Source organism: Bariatricus sp. HCP28S3_A7 (assembly GCF_052066375.1).
GTDB lineage: Bacteria > Bacillota > Clostridia > Lachnospirales > Lachnospiraceae > Allocoprococcus.
Genome location: NZ_JBQHSG010000031.1, coordinates 1 through 19,186, shown reverse-complemented (window position 1 = coordinate 19,186; position 19,186 = coordinate 1). Strand labels below are relative to the sequence as shown.

The window sequence follows — 19,186 nt, the reverse complement described above, 5'->3', positions numbered from 1 at the left end:
CGAAAGGAAATAGATGGATAAGAAAGAGTTGAGAAATAAAGTGGCAGGAGCTTTATATGGGATGGCTCTTGGTGATGCTATGGGAATGCCGGCAGAATTATGGGGACGAAAAAAGGCCCGGGATTTCTTTGGGAAAAAGATTGAAGGATTAATGGATGGTCCTGCGGAAAATGAAGTGGCGTGCAACTATAAAAGAGGTCAGTTCGGCGATTGTGAATGATGATTTTGAAAAGATAATCGGGGATATTCTGGCTATTGAAGAATTTGGATATAACAAAGGAAGCGAGACATTCAGCGCAAGGCTGAAAGAACGGACGAAAATCGCACTGGAAATTGCAGGACAGGAATACGAAGATGAGGAGCAGTTTGCAAAGCGGATCTATGATGTGATCGGAACCGGTGTGGGAATCACCGAATCCGTACCCGCGGCGATTGCAGCCGCATATTATGCGCAGGATCCGAACCGGTGCTCCCTGTTGTGTGCCAATATGGGTGGGGATACAGATACCATCGGCGCAATGGCGACTGCAATCTGCGGTGCATTTACCGGAGCAGATGCGATTAAGAAAGAATATATAAAAGTACTAAAGGAACAGAACGATGTAGATTTTGAATATTATATTGAAATTTTGTTGAAGGGAAGGGGATGTTTGTCTTGGGGACATTGATTTGTCCCCAGTAAAGGATAATGAATAGCAATGAAATAAAATGGGACAAACTTTTGCGGATTCATACTATGGGAAGAGATGATTCGAATGCGGATCAGTATCGCTACCCATATGAACCTACGCCTTATTCAGTATTGGAGCGGCTGGCAAATACCGGACTGATCCGAAAGGGAAATACGCTTTTGGATTAAGGATGTGGAAAGGGGCGTGTGGACTTTTTCCTTTCCTATCAGACACGATGCCGGTCTATAGGTATTGAATACGACGAACGAATTTATAGGAAGGCAATGGAGAACAAAGAAACGTCCCTATAGGAGGTATGATATGATAGAAATTGTATTCAGCGAAAGTGCGGAGGGTTCCCTCAAGGTGGCGCAAAGCTATGGGAGAGGGAAATATCCCGGTGGAGCTTTCAGCGGAAGAGTGGAATCGGTATCTTCCTCTGCAGCAGAAGGCCACGGACATTTTTGTAAAAATGTGTGCGGAAGAATGGATAGAGTTGAAGGAAGAGAATGCTCCGCTGCGAGCTGTGATTAACGGAAGGTTAATGAGCGTTGCGGAAACGTTATATGACAGATATATTGAGCTGGAAATTACAAAAGCACCGCAGGAATTTTATGAGGCGAGAGTGATCGGGGATGTCATGGGTAAATACCGGCTTGCGATCAGTGATGTCTGGATACATGGGCGAATCGAGCAGATGATGGAAGCCGGAATACTGGAGGTGGCAGAAGAGGCCGGACCGGATATGCCGGTATACAGAAGGAAACTCAGGAAAAGAAAGCAAAATCAGGAGGAATAGAGATGGAGTAAAGAACAGAAATTTTGGAAGAGTATGGCGCTCGCCATCATTCCGATATGCATGTTTTTGTTAAGTGGGATTACGTTAAGACATGTGCTTCTGGTCGTGAGTGCCGTTGTATTTGGAATCGGGCATATCTACAATATTGACAGAAAAAGTATTGATAATATAACGATGGTAGATTGCTATTAAGGAGAAATAAAGTAATGGAAAAAAAGTATCAAATTGACACAGTGGAAAACAAAAAGTTTATGAACGAAATCCGAGATAATCTGTTTGATTTTGGATATCGTTTTCCGTCTCCTGAGGGGAGTGCATATTATTTAGGGGATGACGGAACTCCGTGGAAGGAGCGAAACAGGGAAACATGGATTACCTGCCGTATGGCACATGTTTACAGTTTGGGGACCTTACTTGGACATGCGGGGAGTGAAGCATTGGTCGATGAAGCACTTCGGGGAATTCGTGGTGAACTCCATGATGTTAAAAACGGGGGATGGTATGCAGGGGTTACTGCGGATGGAATAGCTCTGCCCAGTAAGCAGTGTTATGCACATGCATTTGTCATTCTCGCCGCGACATCTGGAATTCTTGCCGGGCGGGCCGGAGCAGAAGAATTGTTGGATGAGGCATTGAAACTCTACGATCTAAGGTTCTGGAATGAAGAGGAAGGGCTTTCCTGTGATACGTGGAATACAGAATTTACAGTTTTAGATAATTATCGGGGATTAAATGCCAATATGCATACGGTGGAAGCGTTCCTGGCGGTAGCGGATGCAGTGGGAAAAGAAGAATATCGAGCGAGAGCAGGACGTATTATTGATCATGTTATCAGCTGGGCGTCTGTAAATAACTGGAGGATACCGGAACATTTTACAAAAGAATGGGAAGCAGATCTGGAGTGCAATAAGGAACAGCCGGCAGATCAGTTTAAACCATATGGGGCGACACCGGGGCATGGAATTGAATGGGCAAGACTGATTACACAGTGGGCACTTTCTACATACAAAAATGACAGAGAGTCCGCATGGACATATATAGAGGCGGCAGAAAAGCTGTTTCACCGGGCTGTTCAGGATGCGTGGAATGCGGATGGGGCACTCGGAATCGTTTATACGACAGACTGGAATGGAGAACCGGTAGTACATGACAGAATGCACTGGACGCTGGCAGAAGCAATCAATACATCTGCAGTGCTTTATCATGTGACGAAAAAGCAGGAATATGCCAAGAAGTATGCAGAATTTATGCAGTATCTGGATGAGGACGTGTTGGATCATGTGAACGGATCGTGGTTCCATCAGATGGATCGGAACAATAAGGTGATTGGTACAGTATGGCCGGGAAAATCCGATCTTTATCATGCGGTACAGGCAACATTGATTCCATATTATGTACCGGATGTGTCTATTGCACAGGCGGTGAAAAAATCTTTAGAGTTAAGCGAACTATAGAAAAAATGGAAGTAATCAGGGAAAGCGAACTGATGATTACTTCCATTTTCCATTCTTAAGACGGCGTGAAAAGTTCAGGATTCATTTCCTGTACAAAAGCAATATATTTTTCCACACTGTCGTTCACATATTTCCCTTTTTTCCACACCAACCCGATCTCCTGGCGGATAGCCGGGGCAACAGGGATACCGATCAGTCCCGGCAGATTTTTCATCAAAGAAGAATAGAGGAATGCTCCGCCCAGATGGTTGCTGATAAAGTTCTGAATCGTATAGAGCTGGCTGGCGTGCATGATCACGTTCGGTTTGATTCCGGCACTTTCGAATCGGGAATATAAAGTCGTATTTAAAACGGAGTCCGTATTATACAGGATCAGGTTTTCGTCTTTCAGCATTTCCAGAGAGACTTCTTTTTCCTTAGCCAGAGGATGTTCCGGAGACACACAGAATACGATCCTGTCGGACAGGAGCTGATAGGAATTCAGCTTATCGATTTCATAAAAATTCATATTTACAAGTGCAAGATCCAGCGTCTCGTCAAATACCATGTTGGCAGCACGGATTGAGCCATATTCGAACAGCTCCACCGGAATGGAAGGATATTCTTTTTGAAAAGAGATCAGCATGTCCGGATAGAAGACCGTACTGAGAAGAGGCGGGATTCCGATTCGGATCGGGCTGACCTGCCTGCCGAGGTCATAGAGTTCCGAGGAGGTCTGATTGATGGTATCAAGCAGTTTGCTCGCTTTTTGATAGAAGATTTCGCCCTCTTTGGTTAGAGACATATGGTTCTTGGTTCGCACAAACAGGCTGATAGAGAATTCCTTTTCCAATTCTTTGATTGCGTTTGAAATGGCGGGCTGGGTAACGTAAAGCTTCTGAGCAGCCTGCGTAATACTGTGATAGCGGCATACGGCGCAAAAGTATTCTAACTGGATGATCTTCATGTTTTTTTCCTTTTCTGAAATTTTTTCGGGAAGCATTTTTAAGCAGAATCGATAAAAACAGAGCTGCTTTTTCTTTGGATTATACCATATCACAAGTAAAAATGCACAAAAATCCGCCCCACATTAAGCTTTTTTTATGGAGTTATAAGTATTCGTAAATGTACAAGCCGAAAATAATTTCCTATAATGAAATCGTAACAAGAAGTAATAAGAACGGCCGTCATATTACTCGATAAATGAATAAGGATTGGGGGAAAGCAAATGAGTCCATCTACAATTACGTTACTTTTTCTCCTGTTTGCAGTCGTAATGTTCGTGCTGGAAAAGATTCCGCTGGGTGTTACTTCGATGATCGTCTGTATCGGACTGGTCGTGACAGGAGTGCTGGATGTCAAAACAGCTTTTGTGGGATTTATTGACAGCAATGTTATTTTATTTGTGGCAATGTTCATCGTCGGCGGTGCATTATTTGAGACCGGAATGGCAAATAAGATCGGTGGAATTGTAACAAAATTTGCAAAGACGGAGCGTATGCTGATCGTTGCGATCATGGTGATCGTAGGATTGATGAGCGGGGTTCTGTCCAACACGGGAACGGCAGCCGTACTGATTCCGGTGGTGATCGGAATCGCGGCAAAATCCGGATATAAAAGATCACGCTTACTGATGCCGCTTGTGTTTGCGGCGGCAATGGGAGGAAATCTCTCGCTGATCGGAGCACCCGGAAATCTGATCGCACAGAGTGCGCTGGAAGAACTGGATCTTGGTTTTGGATTCTTTGAATATGCGATCGTGGGATTCCCGATTCTGATCGTAGGCATTCTTTTCTATGCGACGATTGGGTATAAGCTTCTGCCGAGTCATGAAGTGGCAGATGACGGCGCATTTGATACACAAAAGGATTTCGGCGATGTGCCGGTATGGAAACAGTGGTTGTCACTTATCATTCTGGTGCTCACGCTTCTGGCTATGATCTTTGAAGATAAGATCGGAATCAAGCTTTGTATATCCGGAGGAATCGGAGCGCTGCTTCTGATCCTTACCGGAGTAATTTCAGAAAAAGATGCGCTGAAATCGATCGACCTGAAGACGATCTTCCTGTTTGGAGGTACCTTGTCTTTGGCATCAGCTCTTCAGAGTACAGGAGCAGGAGAATTGATCGCGGGCAAAGTAATCGGAGCATTAGGAGAGAATCCGTCACCTTACATTTTAACACTGGTCGTATTCCTGCTCTGCTGTATCATGACGAACTTTATGTCCAATACGGCGACGACGGCACTGATGGTTCCGATCTGCCTCTCCATTGCCCAGGGGATGGGAGCGGATCCGAGAGCCGTACTGATGGCATGTGTGATCGGAGGATCCTGCGCATATGCGACACCGATCGGAATGCCGGCAAATACCATGGTGGTGGGAGCCGGAGGATATAAATTTATGGATTATGTGAAATCAGGTTTCCCACTGATCATCATTGCAACGGTTGTAAGTATGATCATTCTTCCGATTGCATTTCCATTCTTCCCGTAAGAGAAGAAAGACTGAATTCAAATTTATAAGGAGTGAAAAGATATGGATAAGAAACAACAGGTAGAGCAGCTTACTACTTATATGGCAAATTTTGTGTCCTACATCGGTAAAGTGCTGCCGGATGATATTATTGCAAAGCTGGATGAACTTGCCGAGAAGGAAGACAGTCCGCTTTCGAAGGTCATTTACCAGACTATGAAAAAGAATCAGGTATTGGCAAAAGAACTGAACAGGCCGAGTTGCCAGGATACAGGTGTCCTGCAGTTCTGGGTAAAATGCGGAACCGCCTTTCCACTGATCGGAGAACTGGAAGCATTATTAAAAGAAGCTGTTGTGAAAGCAACGTTTGAAGCACCGCTTCGCCACAACAGTGTAGAGACATTTGACGAATACAATACCGGCAAAAATGTGGGAAAAGGAACGCCGACTGTATTCTGGGATATCGTTCCGGACAGCGATCAGTGTGAAATCTATGCCTACATGGCAGGAGGCGGATGTACCCTTCCGGGAAAAGCCATGGTTCTGATGCCGGGTGCAGGTTATGAGGGAGTCACCAAATTTGTTATGGATGTCATGACATCCTACGGACTCAATGCATGTCCGCCGCTTCTGGTGGGCGTAGGTGTTGCGACTTCTGTGGAAACCGCGGCGCTTCTTTCCAAGAAAGCATTGATGCGTCCACTTGGAAGCCACAATGAAAACGAACGTGCAGCTTCCATGGAAAAACTGTTGGAAGACGGTATCAATGCGATTGGTCTCGGACCACAGGGCATGGGCGGAAAATATTCTGTTATGGGCGTTCACATTGAAAATACTGCAAGACATCCGTCCGCAATCGGAGTTGCTGTCAATGCAGAGACGTTGCACACAGAAGACTGGTGGAAGCCGGAAGAGAACTTCCGGTTGATGTGAGAAACGCAGCCATTTTCCATGCAGGACCGATCATCCGTCCTCTGGAAAACGACAAATTCGAGATGGTATCCGTCGGGCCAACTACCAGTATGCGTATGGAAAAATTCGAGAAAGAATTCGTGGAAAAGACCGGTGTGAAGGTCATCATCGGAAAAGGCGGCATGGGACCGAATACCGAATACGCCTGCAAGAATTACAAAGCGATCCACTGTGTATTTCCTGCCGGAAATGCGGTAGTCGCGGCGACGGAAGTAGAAGAAATTGTGGATGCACAGTGGCGTGATCTGGGAATGCCGGAGACCTTATGGCACTGCCGCGTCAAAGAATTTGGGCCGCTCATCGTGTCTATCGACACAGAAGGACGCAACCTGTTTGAAGAGAATAAAGTTATCTTCAACGAAAGAAAAGATAAAGCAATTGAAGAAATCTGCAAACATGTCAGCTTTATCAAATAATTTATGAAATCATATTAATACCAAATTTTTGCCTCTAAAGACCATACAACGAGCAAACTGCCATGCTTGTTGTATGGTCTTTTTATACTATTGTTTGCATTAACAAGAAGCATGAAAGAATTTATATATTTGACACTTTGGTGGTCATTTTGTACAATATCATATTAGGACAGCGGTATATTTTGTGAGTATTAACGGAAGTTAGGGTGACGAAAGCAAAATAAACGTTGTAAAAAAACAAAAGAGAGGTTTGACTTATGTCGGATAAGAAGAAAATCACGTGGCAGGCCCTGGCATTCATGGCCTTTTCCACAGTATGGGGATTTGGAAATGTAACGAATGGATTCGTGTATTTTAACGGAATCCAGGTAACTTTGAGCTGGATCCTGATGTTTGCGCTGTATTTTGTTCCATATGCGCTGATGGTAGGAGAACTGGGTTCAGCATTTAAAAATGAAGGCGGCGGTGTAAGTTCATGGCTGAATTAGACAATGGGGGCTAAGGTTGCTTATTATGGCGGATTTACATATTGGGCATGCCACATAACTTATATTGCAAGTAAAGGAAGCGGAAGTCTGAAGGCTCTGTCCTGGGCGATTTTCCGTAATGCGGAGACCTATGATTCTCTGCCGACACTGGGTGTACAGCTTGCGACACTTGCTGTATTCCTTCTGGGATGCTTTATTGCGAGCCGTGGGCTTAATCCGCTGAAGAAGCTGCTTACGCTGGCGGGGACGACCATGTTTGTGATGTCACTGCTTTACATCGTGATGATGTTCGCAGCACCGGCGATCAATCCGGGAGCTACATTTGTATCCATGGATCTGAGCATGAAGAGCCTGATTCCGAACTTTAATGTGGCTTATTTCACATCCCTTTCCATTCTGGTATTTGCAGTAGGCGGATGTGAAAAAATTTCACCGTACGTTAATAAAGTGGAGAATCCGAGCAAAGGATTTCCGAAGGGAATGATTTCACTGGCGATTATGGTTGTTGTATGTGCGATTCTTGGTACCTTCGCAATGGGAATGATGTTTGACCCGGCTGTGATCAATGAGAGTACAGAATCCTTCAATTCATATGCGGCAAACGGTTCTTACTGGGCATTCCAGAAGCTGGGAGAGTACTGGCATGTGGGGGATTTCTTCCTGATCATTTATGCAATCTGTAATCTGATCAGCCAGTTTGCTATTCTGGTACTGAGCATTGACGCACCACTGCGTATGCTGCTTGATAATGAAGAGACACGCCAGTTTATACCTTCCAAACTTCAGAAGAAGAATAAATATGGCGTATATAGCAATGGTATTCTCCTTGTTGCGATCCTGTCCGGAGCGATCATACTGATTCAGTCCGTTGTACCGGGAGCTGCTGCGGTACTTCAGCAGCTGACAAAACTGAATTCCGTATGTATGCCGCTGCGTTATTTATGGGTATTTGTTGCTTACCTTGCTCTGCGTAAGGCGTATGACAAGATTCCGGCGGAATACCGTTTCGTAAAGAATCAGGGCGTTGCCAAATTTTTCGGGGGATGGTGTTTCCTGATTACTGCAGCAAGCTGTATTCTGGGAATGTACTCCGATGATCTGTTTACATTTGCCTTAAATGTAATCACACCGGTCATTCTGACGGCACTCGGACTGATCATGCCGCAGATTGCAAAAAGAGAACAGAAAAAAGCATAAACAATAAGATAGAATATTGGAGGAAGTCGAATATGTATAAGAAAACAGCAGAAGATATGGTATCTTTTATCAAGAACAGTCCTACCGCATTCCATGCAGTGGATTCTATGAAGAAAATTCTGAATGAGGAAGGATATCAGGAGCTTCCTGAAGGAAAGCGCTGGGAGATCAGTCTGGGAGGAAAATATTATGTCACCCGGAACGATTCCAGTCTGATCGCGCTGAAAATCGGAACGGATCTGGAGAACTACAGCTTCAACATAGCGGCTTCCCACAGTGATTCGCCTACATTTAAAATCAAGGAAAACGAAGAACTGGAAGTCCGCGGAAAATATACCCAGCTGAATACAGAGGGGTATGGCGGGATGCTCTGTGCACCCTGGTTTGACCGTCCGCTTTCCGTTGCCGGAAGAGCAGTGGTAAAAGAAGGAGACAGCTTCGTGACCAGGCTCGTTAAAGTGGACCGGGATCTGGTGATGATTCCGAATGTGGCTATCCACATGAATCGAAAAATCAATGAGGGATTTGAATATAATAAACAGGTTGACATGCTGCCGCTTTTTGGCGGCGGCGAATGTCAAAAGGGCGATTTCAAAAAGCTGATCGCAGAAGAACTGAATGTAGGAGAGGATGATATTTACGGGATGGATCTTTATCTTTATAACCGTATGGAGCCCTCCATCTGGGGAGCGAAGGAAGAGTTCGTTTCCTGCCCGCAGCTCGATGATCTGCAATGCGCCTATACTTCTCTGCAGGGGTTCTTAAAAGGTGCAAATGAGAAATCAATCAATGTATTCGCCTGCTTCGATAACGAAGAAGTGGGTTCCGGAACCAAGCAGGGCGCCGGCTCGACATTTTTATTTGATGTTCTCCACCGGCTCAACCGTGGACTTGGCAAAGATGAGGATGCATTTTACTGCGCATTGGCTTCCAGCTTTATGCTGAGCTGTGATAACGCGCATGCCGTTCATCCGAACCACCCGGAGAAAACGGATACAGGTAATTGCGTTTATATGAATGAAGGAATCGTGGTCAAATCCCACGCTGGACAGAAATATACGAGTGATGCAGTCAGTGTTGCGGTGTTTAAAGGAATCTGTGAAAAGGCCGGAGTTCCGGTACAGTTTTTTGCAAACCGCTCGGATATGGCGGGAGGAAGCACACTTGGCAATATTGCGATGGCTCAGGTATCCATGAACAGTGTGGATATCGGATTGCCGCAGCTTTCCATGCATTCTCCGTATGAGACAGCGGGAATCAAGGACAGTTATTATATGATTCAGGCAACGGAGGAATTCTTTAACAGTCATATCGAAGCACAGGAAAATGGTGTTTTGGTTGAATAGGGGACGTTTCTTTTGCCACGATGCTGGGGTCAAAAGCCCTGGCATCGAACGTCCCTTTTTTACTTTTTGTTGCTATTTATAAGTTTCTACCGTAGTTTTCGGTATATTTGGTGTCGATTGTAACTATACCCTTCCCATATTCTTATGCCAATAGAGGATTTTCTGCATAGTTCGAAGACCCTTTCACATAGTGAAAGAGTTTTCTAAAATTCAACGCTGCGATTTTACTTCCGAAGAAGAACCTTCCTCTTTGTTTTCCACGTGGAAGCTTTTCCAGATGATAGTTTCTTCGAAGAATTGAGGGAATCGTTTCTACTCCGTTTCGTATCCTGCGATACAGATTATATGTTTCACTAGACATTCTCTCCTCTAGTGCGAGGCGAATCAGGCTCTTTTTCTAGGTGTGTTTCCTGCCGGACACTTTATCACTTTTGTTTTTTCTTCGTCCATTTCAAATCCGGAAACATCTCGCCGATTCTTTTTGGCTGTCAATGCAGTAGGAAGTAGTTCGATGTTCTTTTATAAACTGTGAGTCTGAATGGATATTGGATTCATACTCATAGCTGGTTACAACAGAACCATTTTTCCCAACAGTTTCCTCTACATTAGCCACATAGCCGCGATATTCTTTCCCTGCTTTCCTTCGGTATGTAGCCTCAGGATCAGTTGGATTTAACAGCATGGTTGAATTAATCATCAAGGAGTCCATTCGACGAATCTTGCCATCAAGCTCCATCATTTTGGCGATTTCTTTATTATAGTTTTGGATGGCAGCTTTGTATAAATCAACTCCGTGAGTTTGTTCATAATCATAACATCTACGGCGAAAACGGCTCAGTGTTTTATCACTCAGAGGCTGTTCAGTAAAGCTTGTAGTATGGAGTGCATACTGTAAACGTAAATCAAGCATAAGGCCTTCAACCAACTCATCGTCAGAGTAATCAAACAATTCTTTGATGATGCATGCTCCGATGATTACGTTAACAGGAGTGTTTGGCCGTGAAGCTTTATCACTATATAAAACAGCAAAAGGTTTTTCATCAATAGTAGTTATTTAATTAGTTGGAAATACCTTTTGACCCCAGCATCGTGGCAAAAGAAACGTCCCTAAAAAACACTTGACATATTCAAAAAGTAGGGATATAATTTAAAACATATTAAACATAGTTGATTAATAGGTTATGAAAGTGAGGGACGAGTTATGGCAAAGATTTATAAAGGAACACTTGGACTTATCGGGAACACTCCATTGGTGGAAGTAGCGAATGTAGAAAAAGAACTGGGGCTCGAAGCAACGCTTCTGGTGAAACTGGAATATTTTAACCCGGCAGGAAGCGTAAAGGACAGAATCGCAAAGGCAATGATTGAAGATGCCGAAGCGAAAGGCGAGTTAAAGGAAGGTTCTGTGATCATCGAACCTACATCAGGAAATACCGGAATCGGTCTTGCCTCTATTGCAGCGGCCAAAGGCTATCGTATTATTCTGACCATGCCGGAAACCATGAGTGTGGAGCGGAGAAATATTTTAAAGGCTTATGGAGCAGAACTGGTATTGACAGACGGTACAAAGGGAATGAAGGGTGCGATTGCAAAAGCAGAAGAACTGGCTAAGGAAATTCCGGGAAGCTTTATTCCTGGACAGTTTGTGAATCCTGCGAACCCAGCAATCCATAAAGCGACGACCGGACCGGAGGTATGGAATGATACAGACGGAAAAGTGGATTTCTTTGTGGCAGGGGTAGGAACCGGTGGAACATTGACCGGAACAGGTGAGTATCTGAAAGAACAGAATCCGGACGTAAAGATCGTGGCAGTTGAACCGGCAGGTTCTCCGGTACTATCAGAGGGTAAAGGCGGCCCGCATAAGATTCAGGGAATTGGCGCAGGCTTTGTTCCGGAAGTGTTGAATACAAAGATTTACGATGAGATTATTAAGGTGGAAAATGAGGATGCGTTTGCAGAGGCAAAACTGCTTGCGAAGAAGGAAGGCGTACTGGTCGGAATCTCATCCGGTGCGGCACTGCATGCGGCGATCGAACTGGCAAGACGTCCGGAGAATAAGGGTAAGACGATTGTGGCACTTCTGCCGGATACCGGTGACAGATATTATTCTACACCGTTATTTACGGAATAGTTGTGGAAAGCGGCGGATTTTTCCGCCACTTCTTTTGGGATTGATATTGTAAATAGAATCGACGGAACAGGCGTATTATCGCCAGATCCATCGATTTTATTTTTCTTTAGAAAACATGAAACCTATTTACACAGTAGGCAATTGATGATATGATGTCACAAAAAGGAGGCTGGGGAGCAAATGACACTGACACAGTTAAACTATCTCATCACAATAGCAGAAACAAAGTCGTTAAATAAAGCAGCGGAGCAGCTGTATGTATCTCAGCCGTCCCTGACCAATGCTATCAAAGAATTGGAAAAGGAACTGGGCATTACGTTATTCTATCGAAGCGGGAGAGGCGTTACCCTGACGAATGACGGGACGGAATTCCTGCTTTACGCAAAGCAGATATACGGACAGTATGAAAGCGTTTTGGAAAAATACGGGAAGGGCGGATCCTATAAAAAGAAGTTTGGCGTATCGACACAGCATTATTCTTTTGCAGTTAAAGCGTTTGTGGATATGGCGAAGGAATTCGATATGTCAAAATATGAATTTGCGCTTCGCGAAACGAAAACGATGGAAGTGATCAGTGATGTAAATACGATGAAGAGCGAGATCGGGATACTTTATCTCAGTGATTTCAACCGCAAAGCGATTGAAAAGTTATTGAAATCCTATGACCTTGAGTTTCACCATCTTGTAGACTGTCAGGCGTATGTGTATATCTGGAAGGATCATCCTCTGGCAAAAGAAGCATCCATTAGTTTTGCACAATTGAATGGTTACCCCTGCCTGTCTTTTGAACAGGGGGATAACAGTTCCTTCTATTTCGCAGAGGAAATCCTTTCCACAAATGAGTACTCGCAGGTTATTAAAGCGAATGACCGGGCGACGATGCTGAATCTTATGGTGGGGCTGAATGGATATACGCTTTGTTCCGGCATCATATGCGAGGAATTGAACGGAAATGATTTTGTGGCAGTTCCATTCCGGGATGATGCGCAGAACCCGAACAGTGTGATGGAGATAGGCTATATTGTTAAAAAAAATACGGTGCGGAGTAAGATGGGTGAACTGTATATAGAAAAATTGAAAGAATACCTGGTTATAGCTTAAAACTATAACTTGGTATTTTTTTTATATATTAGACAAAGGTAGCCTACTGTGTTAGTATGTATTTAACAAGAAAAACAAAGCGAAATCGAAATAAATGAATTGGAGGAAATAGAGATGGCAAATATTAAAGATTCTAAAAACTGGGGATTTGAGACAAGACAATTACATATCGGACAGGAACAGGCAGATCCGGTAACGGATGCAAGAGCAGTTCCGATCTACGCGACAACTTCTTATGTATTCCATAATTCACAGCATGCAGCTGATCGTTTTGGCCTTCGCGATGCGGGAAATATTTACGGAAGACTTACCAACCCGACAGAGGATGTGTTTGAACAGCGTATTACATCTCTGGAAGGCGGTGTTGCAGCGCTTGCAGTTGCATCCGGTGCGGCAGCAATTGATTATACATTCCAGGCACTTGCAAAATCAGGAGAACACATCGTAGCTTCCAAGACGATTTATGGCGGAACCTTCAACCTGCTTGCACATACATTGCCGCTTGCCAATGGTGTTACCACAACATTTGTTGATCCGGAAGTAGAGGGTTCTTTCGAAGCAGCGATCCAGGAAAACACAAAAGCAATTTTCGTAGAGACTCTTGGAAATCCGAACTCTAATCTCGTCGATTTGGAAGAAGTGGCAAAGATTGCTCATAAGCATAACATTCCGCTTGTAGTAGACTCTACATTTGCAACCCCGTATCTGATTCGACCGATCGAGTATGGTGCTGATATCGTTGTTCATTCTGCAACCAAATTCATCGGTGGACATGGGACAGCCATCGGTGGTGTAATCATTGACAGCGGAAACTTCGACTGGAAAGCAGCAGGAAAATATCCGTGGATCTCTGATCCGAACCCGAGTTACCATGGCGTATCCTTTGCAGATGCAGTAGGTCCGGCAGCATTTGTAACATACATCCGTGCGGTCATCCTGCGTGATACCGGTGCAACCCTTTCTCCGTTCCACGCTTTCCTCTTCCTGCAGGGGCTGGAAACGCTGTCACTCCGTGTAGAGCGCCATGTGAGCAATGCGCTGAAGATTGTAGAATATCTTTCAAATCATCCGCAGGTAGAAGCAGTACATCATCCGTCACTGCCGACGGAACCAAGTCATGAATTATACAAGAAATATCTGCCAAACGGAGGAGGATCTATCTTTACATTTGAAATTAAAGGTGATGCGGCAACTGCGCAGAAATTTATTGATAACCTTGCCATTTTCTCATTGCTGGCAAATGTAGCAGATGTAAAATCACTTGTGATTCACCCGGCAACTACCACGCACAGTCAGTGCACGGAAGAAGAACTTCTGGATCAGGGAATCAAACCGAATACGATTCGTCTTTCTATCGGTATTGAGAAAGTAGAAGACTTGATCGCAGCACTTGATGCAGCTTTTGAGGCGGTAAAATAACGGAAATAGAAGCATACATTACAAGATGGAGTCGGCACTCCCTGGATATGGGAGGATGCCGGCTCCATTGTTCATGTCATAGAATTTGAAAAAGTTCTTCAAATTTATTTTTTGTGTGGTTGGGGACTATTATTTTGGAGAAGACTAATCGTTTGCAGTGCCTGCTCTAATTGCTTCTGGACCTCGATAAGCTCTTGCTCTTTTTCGCGTATCTCCTGATTTTTACCATGTATCTCTTACTTTATTTTCTTGTTACATTCGGGTTTTACATTGGAAGATTGCTCCATTTGTGAATATACCGACTATCCATGACGGATAAGAGAAGTGGAAGTCTCAGAAGGAAACTTCCAGAATGAAAACATCATAGCGTAGCGGGGAATAAAAGGCAAGGAAATATTGATTTCTATTATAGAAAAAATCAATAAAACTCCATGATGTATAGAAAATGTGCAAAACATACAAATAAAACAACAAGTTTAGAGAATCTATCCGATGAAATATTTTTTTAAGACTTTATAATCTAAAGTGGTATAGTTTATGAAAAGTTCTTAGGAGGTAATTATGGATATTCAATATGTAGACAGAAGAGGAACAGATTGTAATAAATGGGACGGTCAGCAAAACATGTTTGGTGAAGAAGGACTTCATGCAATGTGGGTTGCTGATATGGATTTTAAAGTGGCAGATTGTGTACAGGAGGCTCTTCATAAATATGTGGATCTCGGAGTTTTTGGATATATGCGAGTCCCTGACAGTTATTATCAGGCATGTATAGATTGGGAATATGAGAATCATGGATATAAGATGGAGAAAGAATGGATTCGGTTTTCACCGGGGGTTGTATCGGCATTCAATTGGATCATACAGTTTATGACAGAAAAAGGAGATGCGGTCATTGTTACGACACCGGTGTATTATCCTTTCCTTCATGCGGTTACAAATAATGAAAGAAAATTGGTGACTTCAGATTTAATCAATGATCATGGAAACTACAGTATTGATTTTCTGGATTTTGAGAAGAAGATTATTGAAAATAATGTAAAACTATTTATTTTATGTTCACCGCATAACCCGGTTGGCCGTGTCTGGAAAAAGGAAGAATTAAGACTGCTCCTTGATATTTGCAAAAAGCATCATGTATTTGTTATATCAGATGAGATTCATCAGGATCTTGTTTATGGAAAAAATGAACATGTGCCATCATTGCTTGCAGGGGATTATGAGGATATGATGATTATGATTATTGCGCCTTCTAAAACATTTAATCTTGCAGGAGCACAGAATTCTGAGGTGATTATTCCGAATCAAACACTGCGCGATAAGTGGGATAAATATGTGAAGGGAATTCGAGTACTGGGAGGTAATGCATTTGGCTATATTGCGGCAGAAGCCGCATATCGTGGTGGAAAAGAATGGCTGGAACAGGTTAAAAAACAGATTCAGGATAATTATCAGTATTTGAAAGATACTTTTGCAGAAAGATTGCCGGATGCGGTTGTTTCACCGTTGGAGGGAACTTATCTTACCTGGATTGATCTAAGTGCTTATGTAGCTGGCAGTGATATGAGAGAATTTATGCAGAAAAAATGCCGGATGGCGGTAGATTATGGTGCTTGGTTTGGAGGAGACAGATTCTCCGGATTCATTCGGATCAATCTGGCGACATCTTTGGATAATGTTAAAACGGGTGTTGAGGCTATATGCAGTAATCTTGTGTAAAAAGACTTTAGCATTCATTATCATGTACAGCGGAAATATTGGAAAATTGAGATTTTGTTGTTGAAGTTTCGAAAGCATGATAAACTATGCATAGTGGATTACTATGTTTAGAATGATGAGCGATTAATAATGAGTTCTGGGAGTGATATTGTGGGGAAGATTGATGTAAATGCATGTTATAAAATTGCTTTTGATGCCTTGGCAAAAAATTTAAATTTGGATCAGGTTGTAGAGAAAATCAGAGATGATATACATGCATCGATTATGGTCGTAGAATACACTGGTAAAATCGTGTGCTATGCCAGCGGGGGATATCAAAGAAAGGCTGTCGGAATCAAGAAAAGCTGGATTACAACAGCGATGTATGATCATGCCATGCGTGGAAGAATTCCTGATACGGATTATTATGAGCTCCCGGGGTGCATGGCTGTAATTAAAAAAATAGAAAATAAAGAATGCCATTTGGGGTATTGCATTATTATCTTCAATGATAAATATGCAAAAGAGGATTATTCGGAAATAGCAGATATGCTTCGAAATGTAGTGGCAAACTATTGGATGAACCGTGAAGTATATCCGGATGAAAGTGTTTCTTTTCGCAAAAGGCTGGTGAACCACGATATATTTTGCGGAGCAAAATCAGAACTTTGTTATCTCGCACGTGAAATAAAGGGAAACTATATTATGGCTTGTTTCTCTGGGAAACAAAACAAGTATTCTCTTCCAATGACACAGGAAATATGGGAACGCTCTTATGGGAGAATGGACAATAAGTTGTTTTGGGTTCTATTTTATGATATTAGAGACAAAAAGGACGAAGAGATTCTTTTAAATAAAATTAAGGAAACGAAGGAAGCATGCTGTGTAAGCTCCATATTTCGGGAAATAGAGCAGTGTGAAAAGAAAGTAAAATGGCTTCATAGAATGAATGAAATCAAAGAATATAACAAAGTAGAAGAAATCATGCTTGAAGGGGAATGGTATGCGCATACAATCTATACCTATGCATGGACGCTCTTAAAAAATAAGGGATTAAGAGATTATTCTGTAGAGATTCTTAAGAAAGAAGATGAAGAGAAAAATACAGATTTGTATGAAACTTTGAAAATGTATTATTTGTGCGGAAATAATATTGCTGAAACAGCTTCTAGGATGTATGTTCACCGTAATACGCTGGTCTACCGATTAAGAAAGATACGTGAATTGATCGGTTCAGACATAGATGATATGGAACAATCAGGGGAACTGCTGGCTTTGATGATGATGAATGATTTAGAACGGATTATGGATGGAGGAACGAGGGAATGAAGCTGGTTCAGGATTTGCCGGAAATATTTAAAGAATTTGGAGAGCAGAGAAGGCGTTCGTTTCTCGAAGTGAAGGAATATAAAGAAAAGGGAATCCCGGTGGTGGGAATGTACTGCGCATATTTTCCTACGGAACTTGCTTTAGCGATCGGTGCAATACCAGTAGGGCTATGTTCGTTTGCGAACGAAACAGTTCCGGCTGCAGAGCGTAAGCTTCCGAAGAGCATGTGCCCGCTTGTTAAATCAAGTTATGGATTTGCCGTGGAGGATAAATGCCCGTTTTTTCATTTTGCTGATCTTGTAATCGGGGAAACAACCTGTGACGGTAAGAAGAAGATGTACGAGATGATGGCGGAATTCAAGCCTGTTTTTGTTATGGAACTGCCTAATTCTCAATCACAGAAATCTATGGAATTCTGGAAGCAGGAGATTATACGTACGAAAGAATATCTTGAAGAATTCTTTCAGGTGATCATAACAGATGAGAAAATGAAAGCGGCGATCCATTTAGGAAATCGCATCCGGAAATCTTTGCTTAGGCTTTGTGAAGTTATGAAACTGGAACCGGCACCGGTATTGGGAGGTGATATCCAGAAAATTGTTTCCGGGTCCAAATACAGATTTGATTTTGAAACAACACCGGAAGTTGTAGATCAGATTACAGATCAGATATTAGAAGAATATTATCAGGGAACGATGCTCGAACCAAGACCAAGAATATTGATTACAGGTTGTCCGATTGGCGGGGACTCTCTAAAAGTAATCCGGGCAATTGAGGATCATGGCGGAGTCGTTGTTGCGTTGGAGAATTGCAGCGGAGTAAAAACGCTGGATCGAATGATCGATGAAGAAGATCCTGACATTTATGGGGCAATTGCGAGAAGATATTTATCGACAGGATGTTCAATCATGACTCCAAATGATAACCGCATAGAATTAATTGGGCGGATTATTGATGAATATCATGTGGACGGTGTGGTAGAGATGATTTTGACGGGCTGCCATGCTACGGGAGCTGAGTCGGCATATATCAATCAATTTGTGACTGAGGAAAAGAATATTCCATATATGGCCATTGATACGGATTATTCAAAAAGTGATGAAGGGCAGATTATTACAAGAATGTCTGCGTTTATGGAATTGATTGCAGATCAGAAAGCAGGGGATGCTCGAATAGATATTAATTATTGCTACAAATTGATATTCCCCGGATTTTCAGAAGATGGAGAAAACTGGGAAAAGGATCTTAACAGATTGTTCGAATATACGAGAATGCCTGTTAAGATTTTGGATCATAAAGGTCAGACGGTAGCAAGTATTGGACTGGAGGAAGGTAAGAAAAATCCGGAATATTGGACCGAGTATGAATTGCCGGAGAAGTCAGGCTCCTGTGTTGTGTTTTACCAGGAAAAATGTTTAAAGGAAAAAGCAGGGCAGGTTGCGAAAATTATCAGTGATTATTGCGCAATGAAAAAGCTGTTTTTGATTCCATCGAATAGAGAAGCCAGTGATTATATGATGGAAAAACCGGATTTCATGTGGGTGATTTTTTATGGAGAAGATGATCTGGATGTTTTGGAAAAAGAATTACAGGATCATTATGATATTGGGGTCAAAAGCCCCTCTATAGTACCTTGAAAAGTTCATATATTTTGCAGTAAATACAAGCCTAAATGGTTTACTTGCTGTATAATAGAGATATCTTAGGAAG

Annotated in this window: 16 protein-coding genes and 3 pseudogenes; 16 read left to right on the top strand and 3 right to left on the bottom strand. The window is 42.8% G+C overall.

All coding sequences use genetic code 11. The features are described from left to right. The first annotated feature begins 28 nt into the window (after positions 1-28). The 5 genes and pseudogenes from ACTNA4_RS14135 (at position 29) to ACTNA4_RS14115 (ending at position 2,924) form a co-directional block, all read left to right on the top strand. A pseudogene (locus ACTNA4_RS14135) lies at positions 29-668 on the top strand (ADP-ribosylglycohydrolase family protein). 68 nt (positions 669-736) lie between these two features. Continuing rightward, positions 737-859, top strand: coding sequence for a hypothetical protein (locus tag ACTNA4_RS14130; protein WP_427820795.1), 123 nt, complete (start codon positions 737-739; stop codon positions 857-859). A 191-nt stretch (positions 860-1,050) separates the two neighbouring features. Further along, positions 1,051-1,470 (top strand): DUF3658 domain-containing protein, encoded by a 420-nt coding sequence (locus ACTNA4_RS14125; RefSeq protein WP_441030662.1) that lies wholly within the window; start codon positions 1,051-1,053, stop codon positions 1,468-1,470. Between the two features lie 33 nt (positions 1,471-1,503). Continuing rightward, on the top strand, positions 1,504-1,662 hold the full coding sequence (locus ACTNA4_RS14120; protein WP_441030660.1) for a hypothetical protein: 159 nt from the start codon (positions 1,504-1,506) through the stop codon (positions 1,660-1,662). A 14-nt stretch (positions 1,663-1,676) separates the two neighbouring features. Next, complete coding sequence (locus ACTNA4_RS14115) at positions 1,677-2,924, top strand: AGE family epimerase/isomerase (RefSeq protein ID WP_427808728.1); 1,248 nt, start codon at positions 1,677-1,679, stop codon at positions 2,922-2,924. Between the two features lie 55 nt (positions 2,925-2,979). On the opposite strand, the gene ACTNA4_RS14110 is transcribed toward ACTNA4_RS14115, so the two are convergent. Beyond that, entirely contained in the window at positions 2,980-3,870 is an 891-nt protein-coding gene (locus ACTNA4_RS14110; RefSeq protein ID WP_441030658.1) for a LysR family transcriptional regulator, read from the bottom strand. 261 nt (positions 3,871-4,131) lie between these two features. On the opposite strand from ACTNA4_RS14110, the gene ACTNA4_RS14105 reads away from it, so the two are divergent. The 5 genes and pseudogenes from ACTNA4_RS14105 (at position 4,132) to ACTNA4_RS14085 (ending at position 9,795) form a co-directional block, all read left to right on the top strand. After that, positions 4,132-5,397, top strand: a complete 1,266-nt coding sequence (locus tag ACTNA4_RS14105) for an SLC13 family permease (protein ID WP_441030656.1) — start codon at positions 4,132-4,134, stop codon at positions 5,395-5,397. Positions 5,398-5,439: 42 nt separating this feature from the next. Continuing rightward, positions 5,440-6,309, top strand: coding sequence for a L(+)-tartrate dehydratase subunit alpha (ttdA, locus tag ACTNA4_RS14100; protein ID WP_441017367.1), 870 nt, complete (start codon positions 5,440-5,442; stop codon positions 6,307-6,309). Then, positions 6,231-6,764: pseudogene (ttdB, locus tag ACTNA4_RS14095) on the top strand (L(+)-tartrate dehydratase subunit beta); the annotation flags it as partial. The gene ttdA and the pseudogene ttdB, both read left to right, overlap by 79 nt. Before the next feature lie 257 nt (positions 6,765-7,021). Beyond that, positions 7,022-8,449 (top strand): annotated as a pseudogene (locus tag ACTNA4_RS14090) (amino acid permease). 32 nt (positions 8,450-8,481) lie between these two features. Further along, complete coding sequence (locus ACTNA4_RS14085) at positions 8,482-9,795, top strand: M18 family aminopeptidase (RefSeq protein WP_441030654.1); 1,314 nt, start codon at positions 8,482-8,484, stop codon at positions 9,793-9,795. A 142-nt stretch (positions 9,796-9,937) separates the two neighbouring features. On the opposite strand, the gene ACTNA4_RS14080 is transcribed toward ACTNA4_RS14085, so the two are convergent. Continuing rightward, positions 9,938-10,156, bottom strand: coding sequence for a hypothetical protein (locus ACTNA4_RS14080; RefSeq protein WP_427819254.1), 219 nt, complete (start codon positions 10,154-10,156; stop codon positions 9,938-9,940). A gap of 90 nt (positions 10,157-10,246) precedes the next feature. Next, positions 10,247-10,840 carry a transposase gene (locus tag ACTNA4_RS14075; RefSeq protein ID WP_441030670.1) on the bottom strand — a complete coding sequence of 198 codons (594 nt, stop codon included), beginning with the start codon at positions 10,838-10,840 and terminating at the stop codon, positions 10,247-10,249. 156 nt (positions 10,841-10,996) lie between these two features. Between ACTNA4_RS14075 and cysK the strand changes: the two genes are divergently transcribed. From cysK to ACTNA4_RS14045, 6 genes are all read left to right on the top strand, one after another. Continuing rightward, positions 10,997-11,929 (top strand): cysteine synthase A, encoded by a 933-nt coding sequence (cysK, locus tag ACTNA4_RS14070; protein WP_427820818.1) that lies wholly within the window; start codon positions 10,997-10,999, stop codon positions 11,927-11,929. 180 nt (positions 11,930-12,109) lie between these two features. Beyond that, on the top strand, positions 12,110-13,030 hold the full coding sequence (locus ACTNA4_RS14065; RefSeq protein WP_427820819.1) for a LysR family transcriptional regulator: 921 nt from the start codon (positions 12,110-12,112) through the stop codon (positions 13,028-13,030). A gap of 114 nt (positions 13,031-13,144) precedes the next feature. Beyond that, a complete protein-coding gene (locus tag ACTNA4_RS14060) occupies positions 13,145-14,449 on the top strand; it encodes an O-acetylhomoserine aminocarboxypropyltransferase/cysteine synthase family protein (RefSeq protein WP_441030652.1) in 1,305 nt (434 codons plus the stop codon). 561 nt (positions 14,450-15,010) lie between these two features. Continuing rightward, positions 15,011-16,168 carry a MalY/PatB family protein gene (locus ACTNA4_RS14055; RefSeq protein WP_441030650.1) on the top strand — a complete coding sequence of 386 codons (1,158 nt, stop codon included), beginning with the start codon at positions 15,011-15,013 and terminating at the stop codon, positions 16,166-16,168. Positions 16,169-16,318: 150 nt separating this feature from the next. Beyond that, positions 16,319-17,476, top strand: coding sequence for a helix-turn-helix domain-containing protein (locus tag ACTNA4_RS14050; RefSeq protein WP_427806029.1), 1,158 nt, complete (start codon positions 16,319-16,321; stop codon positions 17,474-17,476). Next, positions 17,473-19,113, top strand: a complete 1,641-nt coding sequence (locus tag ACTNA4_RS14045) for a double-cubane-cluster-containing anaerobic reductase (RefSeq protein WP_441030648.1) — start codon at positions 17,473-17,475, stop codon at positions 19,111-19,113. Before ACTNA4_RS14050 ends, ACTNA4_RS14045 begins: the two co-directional genes overlap by 4 nt. The last annotated feature ends 73 nt before the right edge of the window (positions 19,114-19,186 follow it).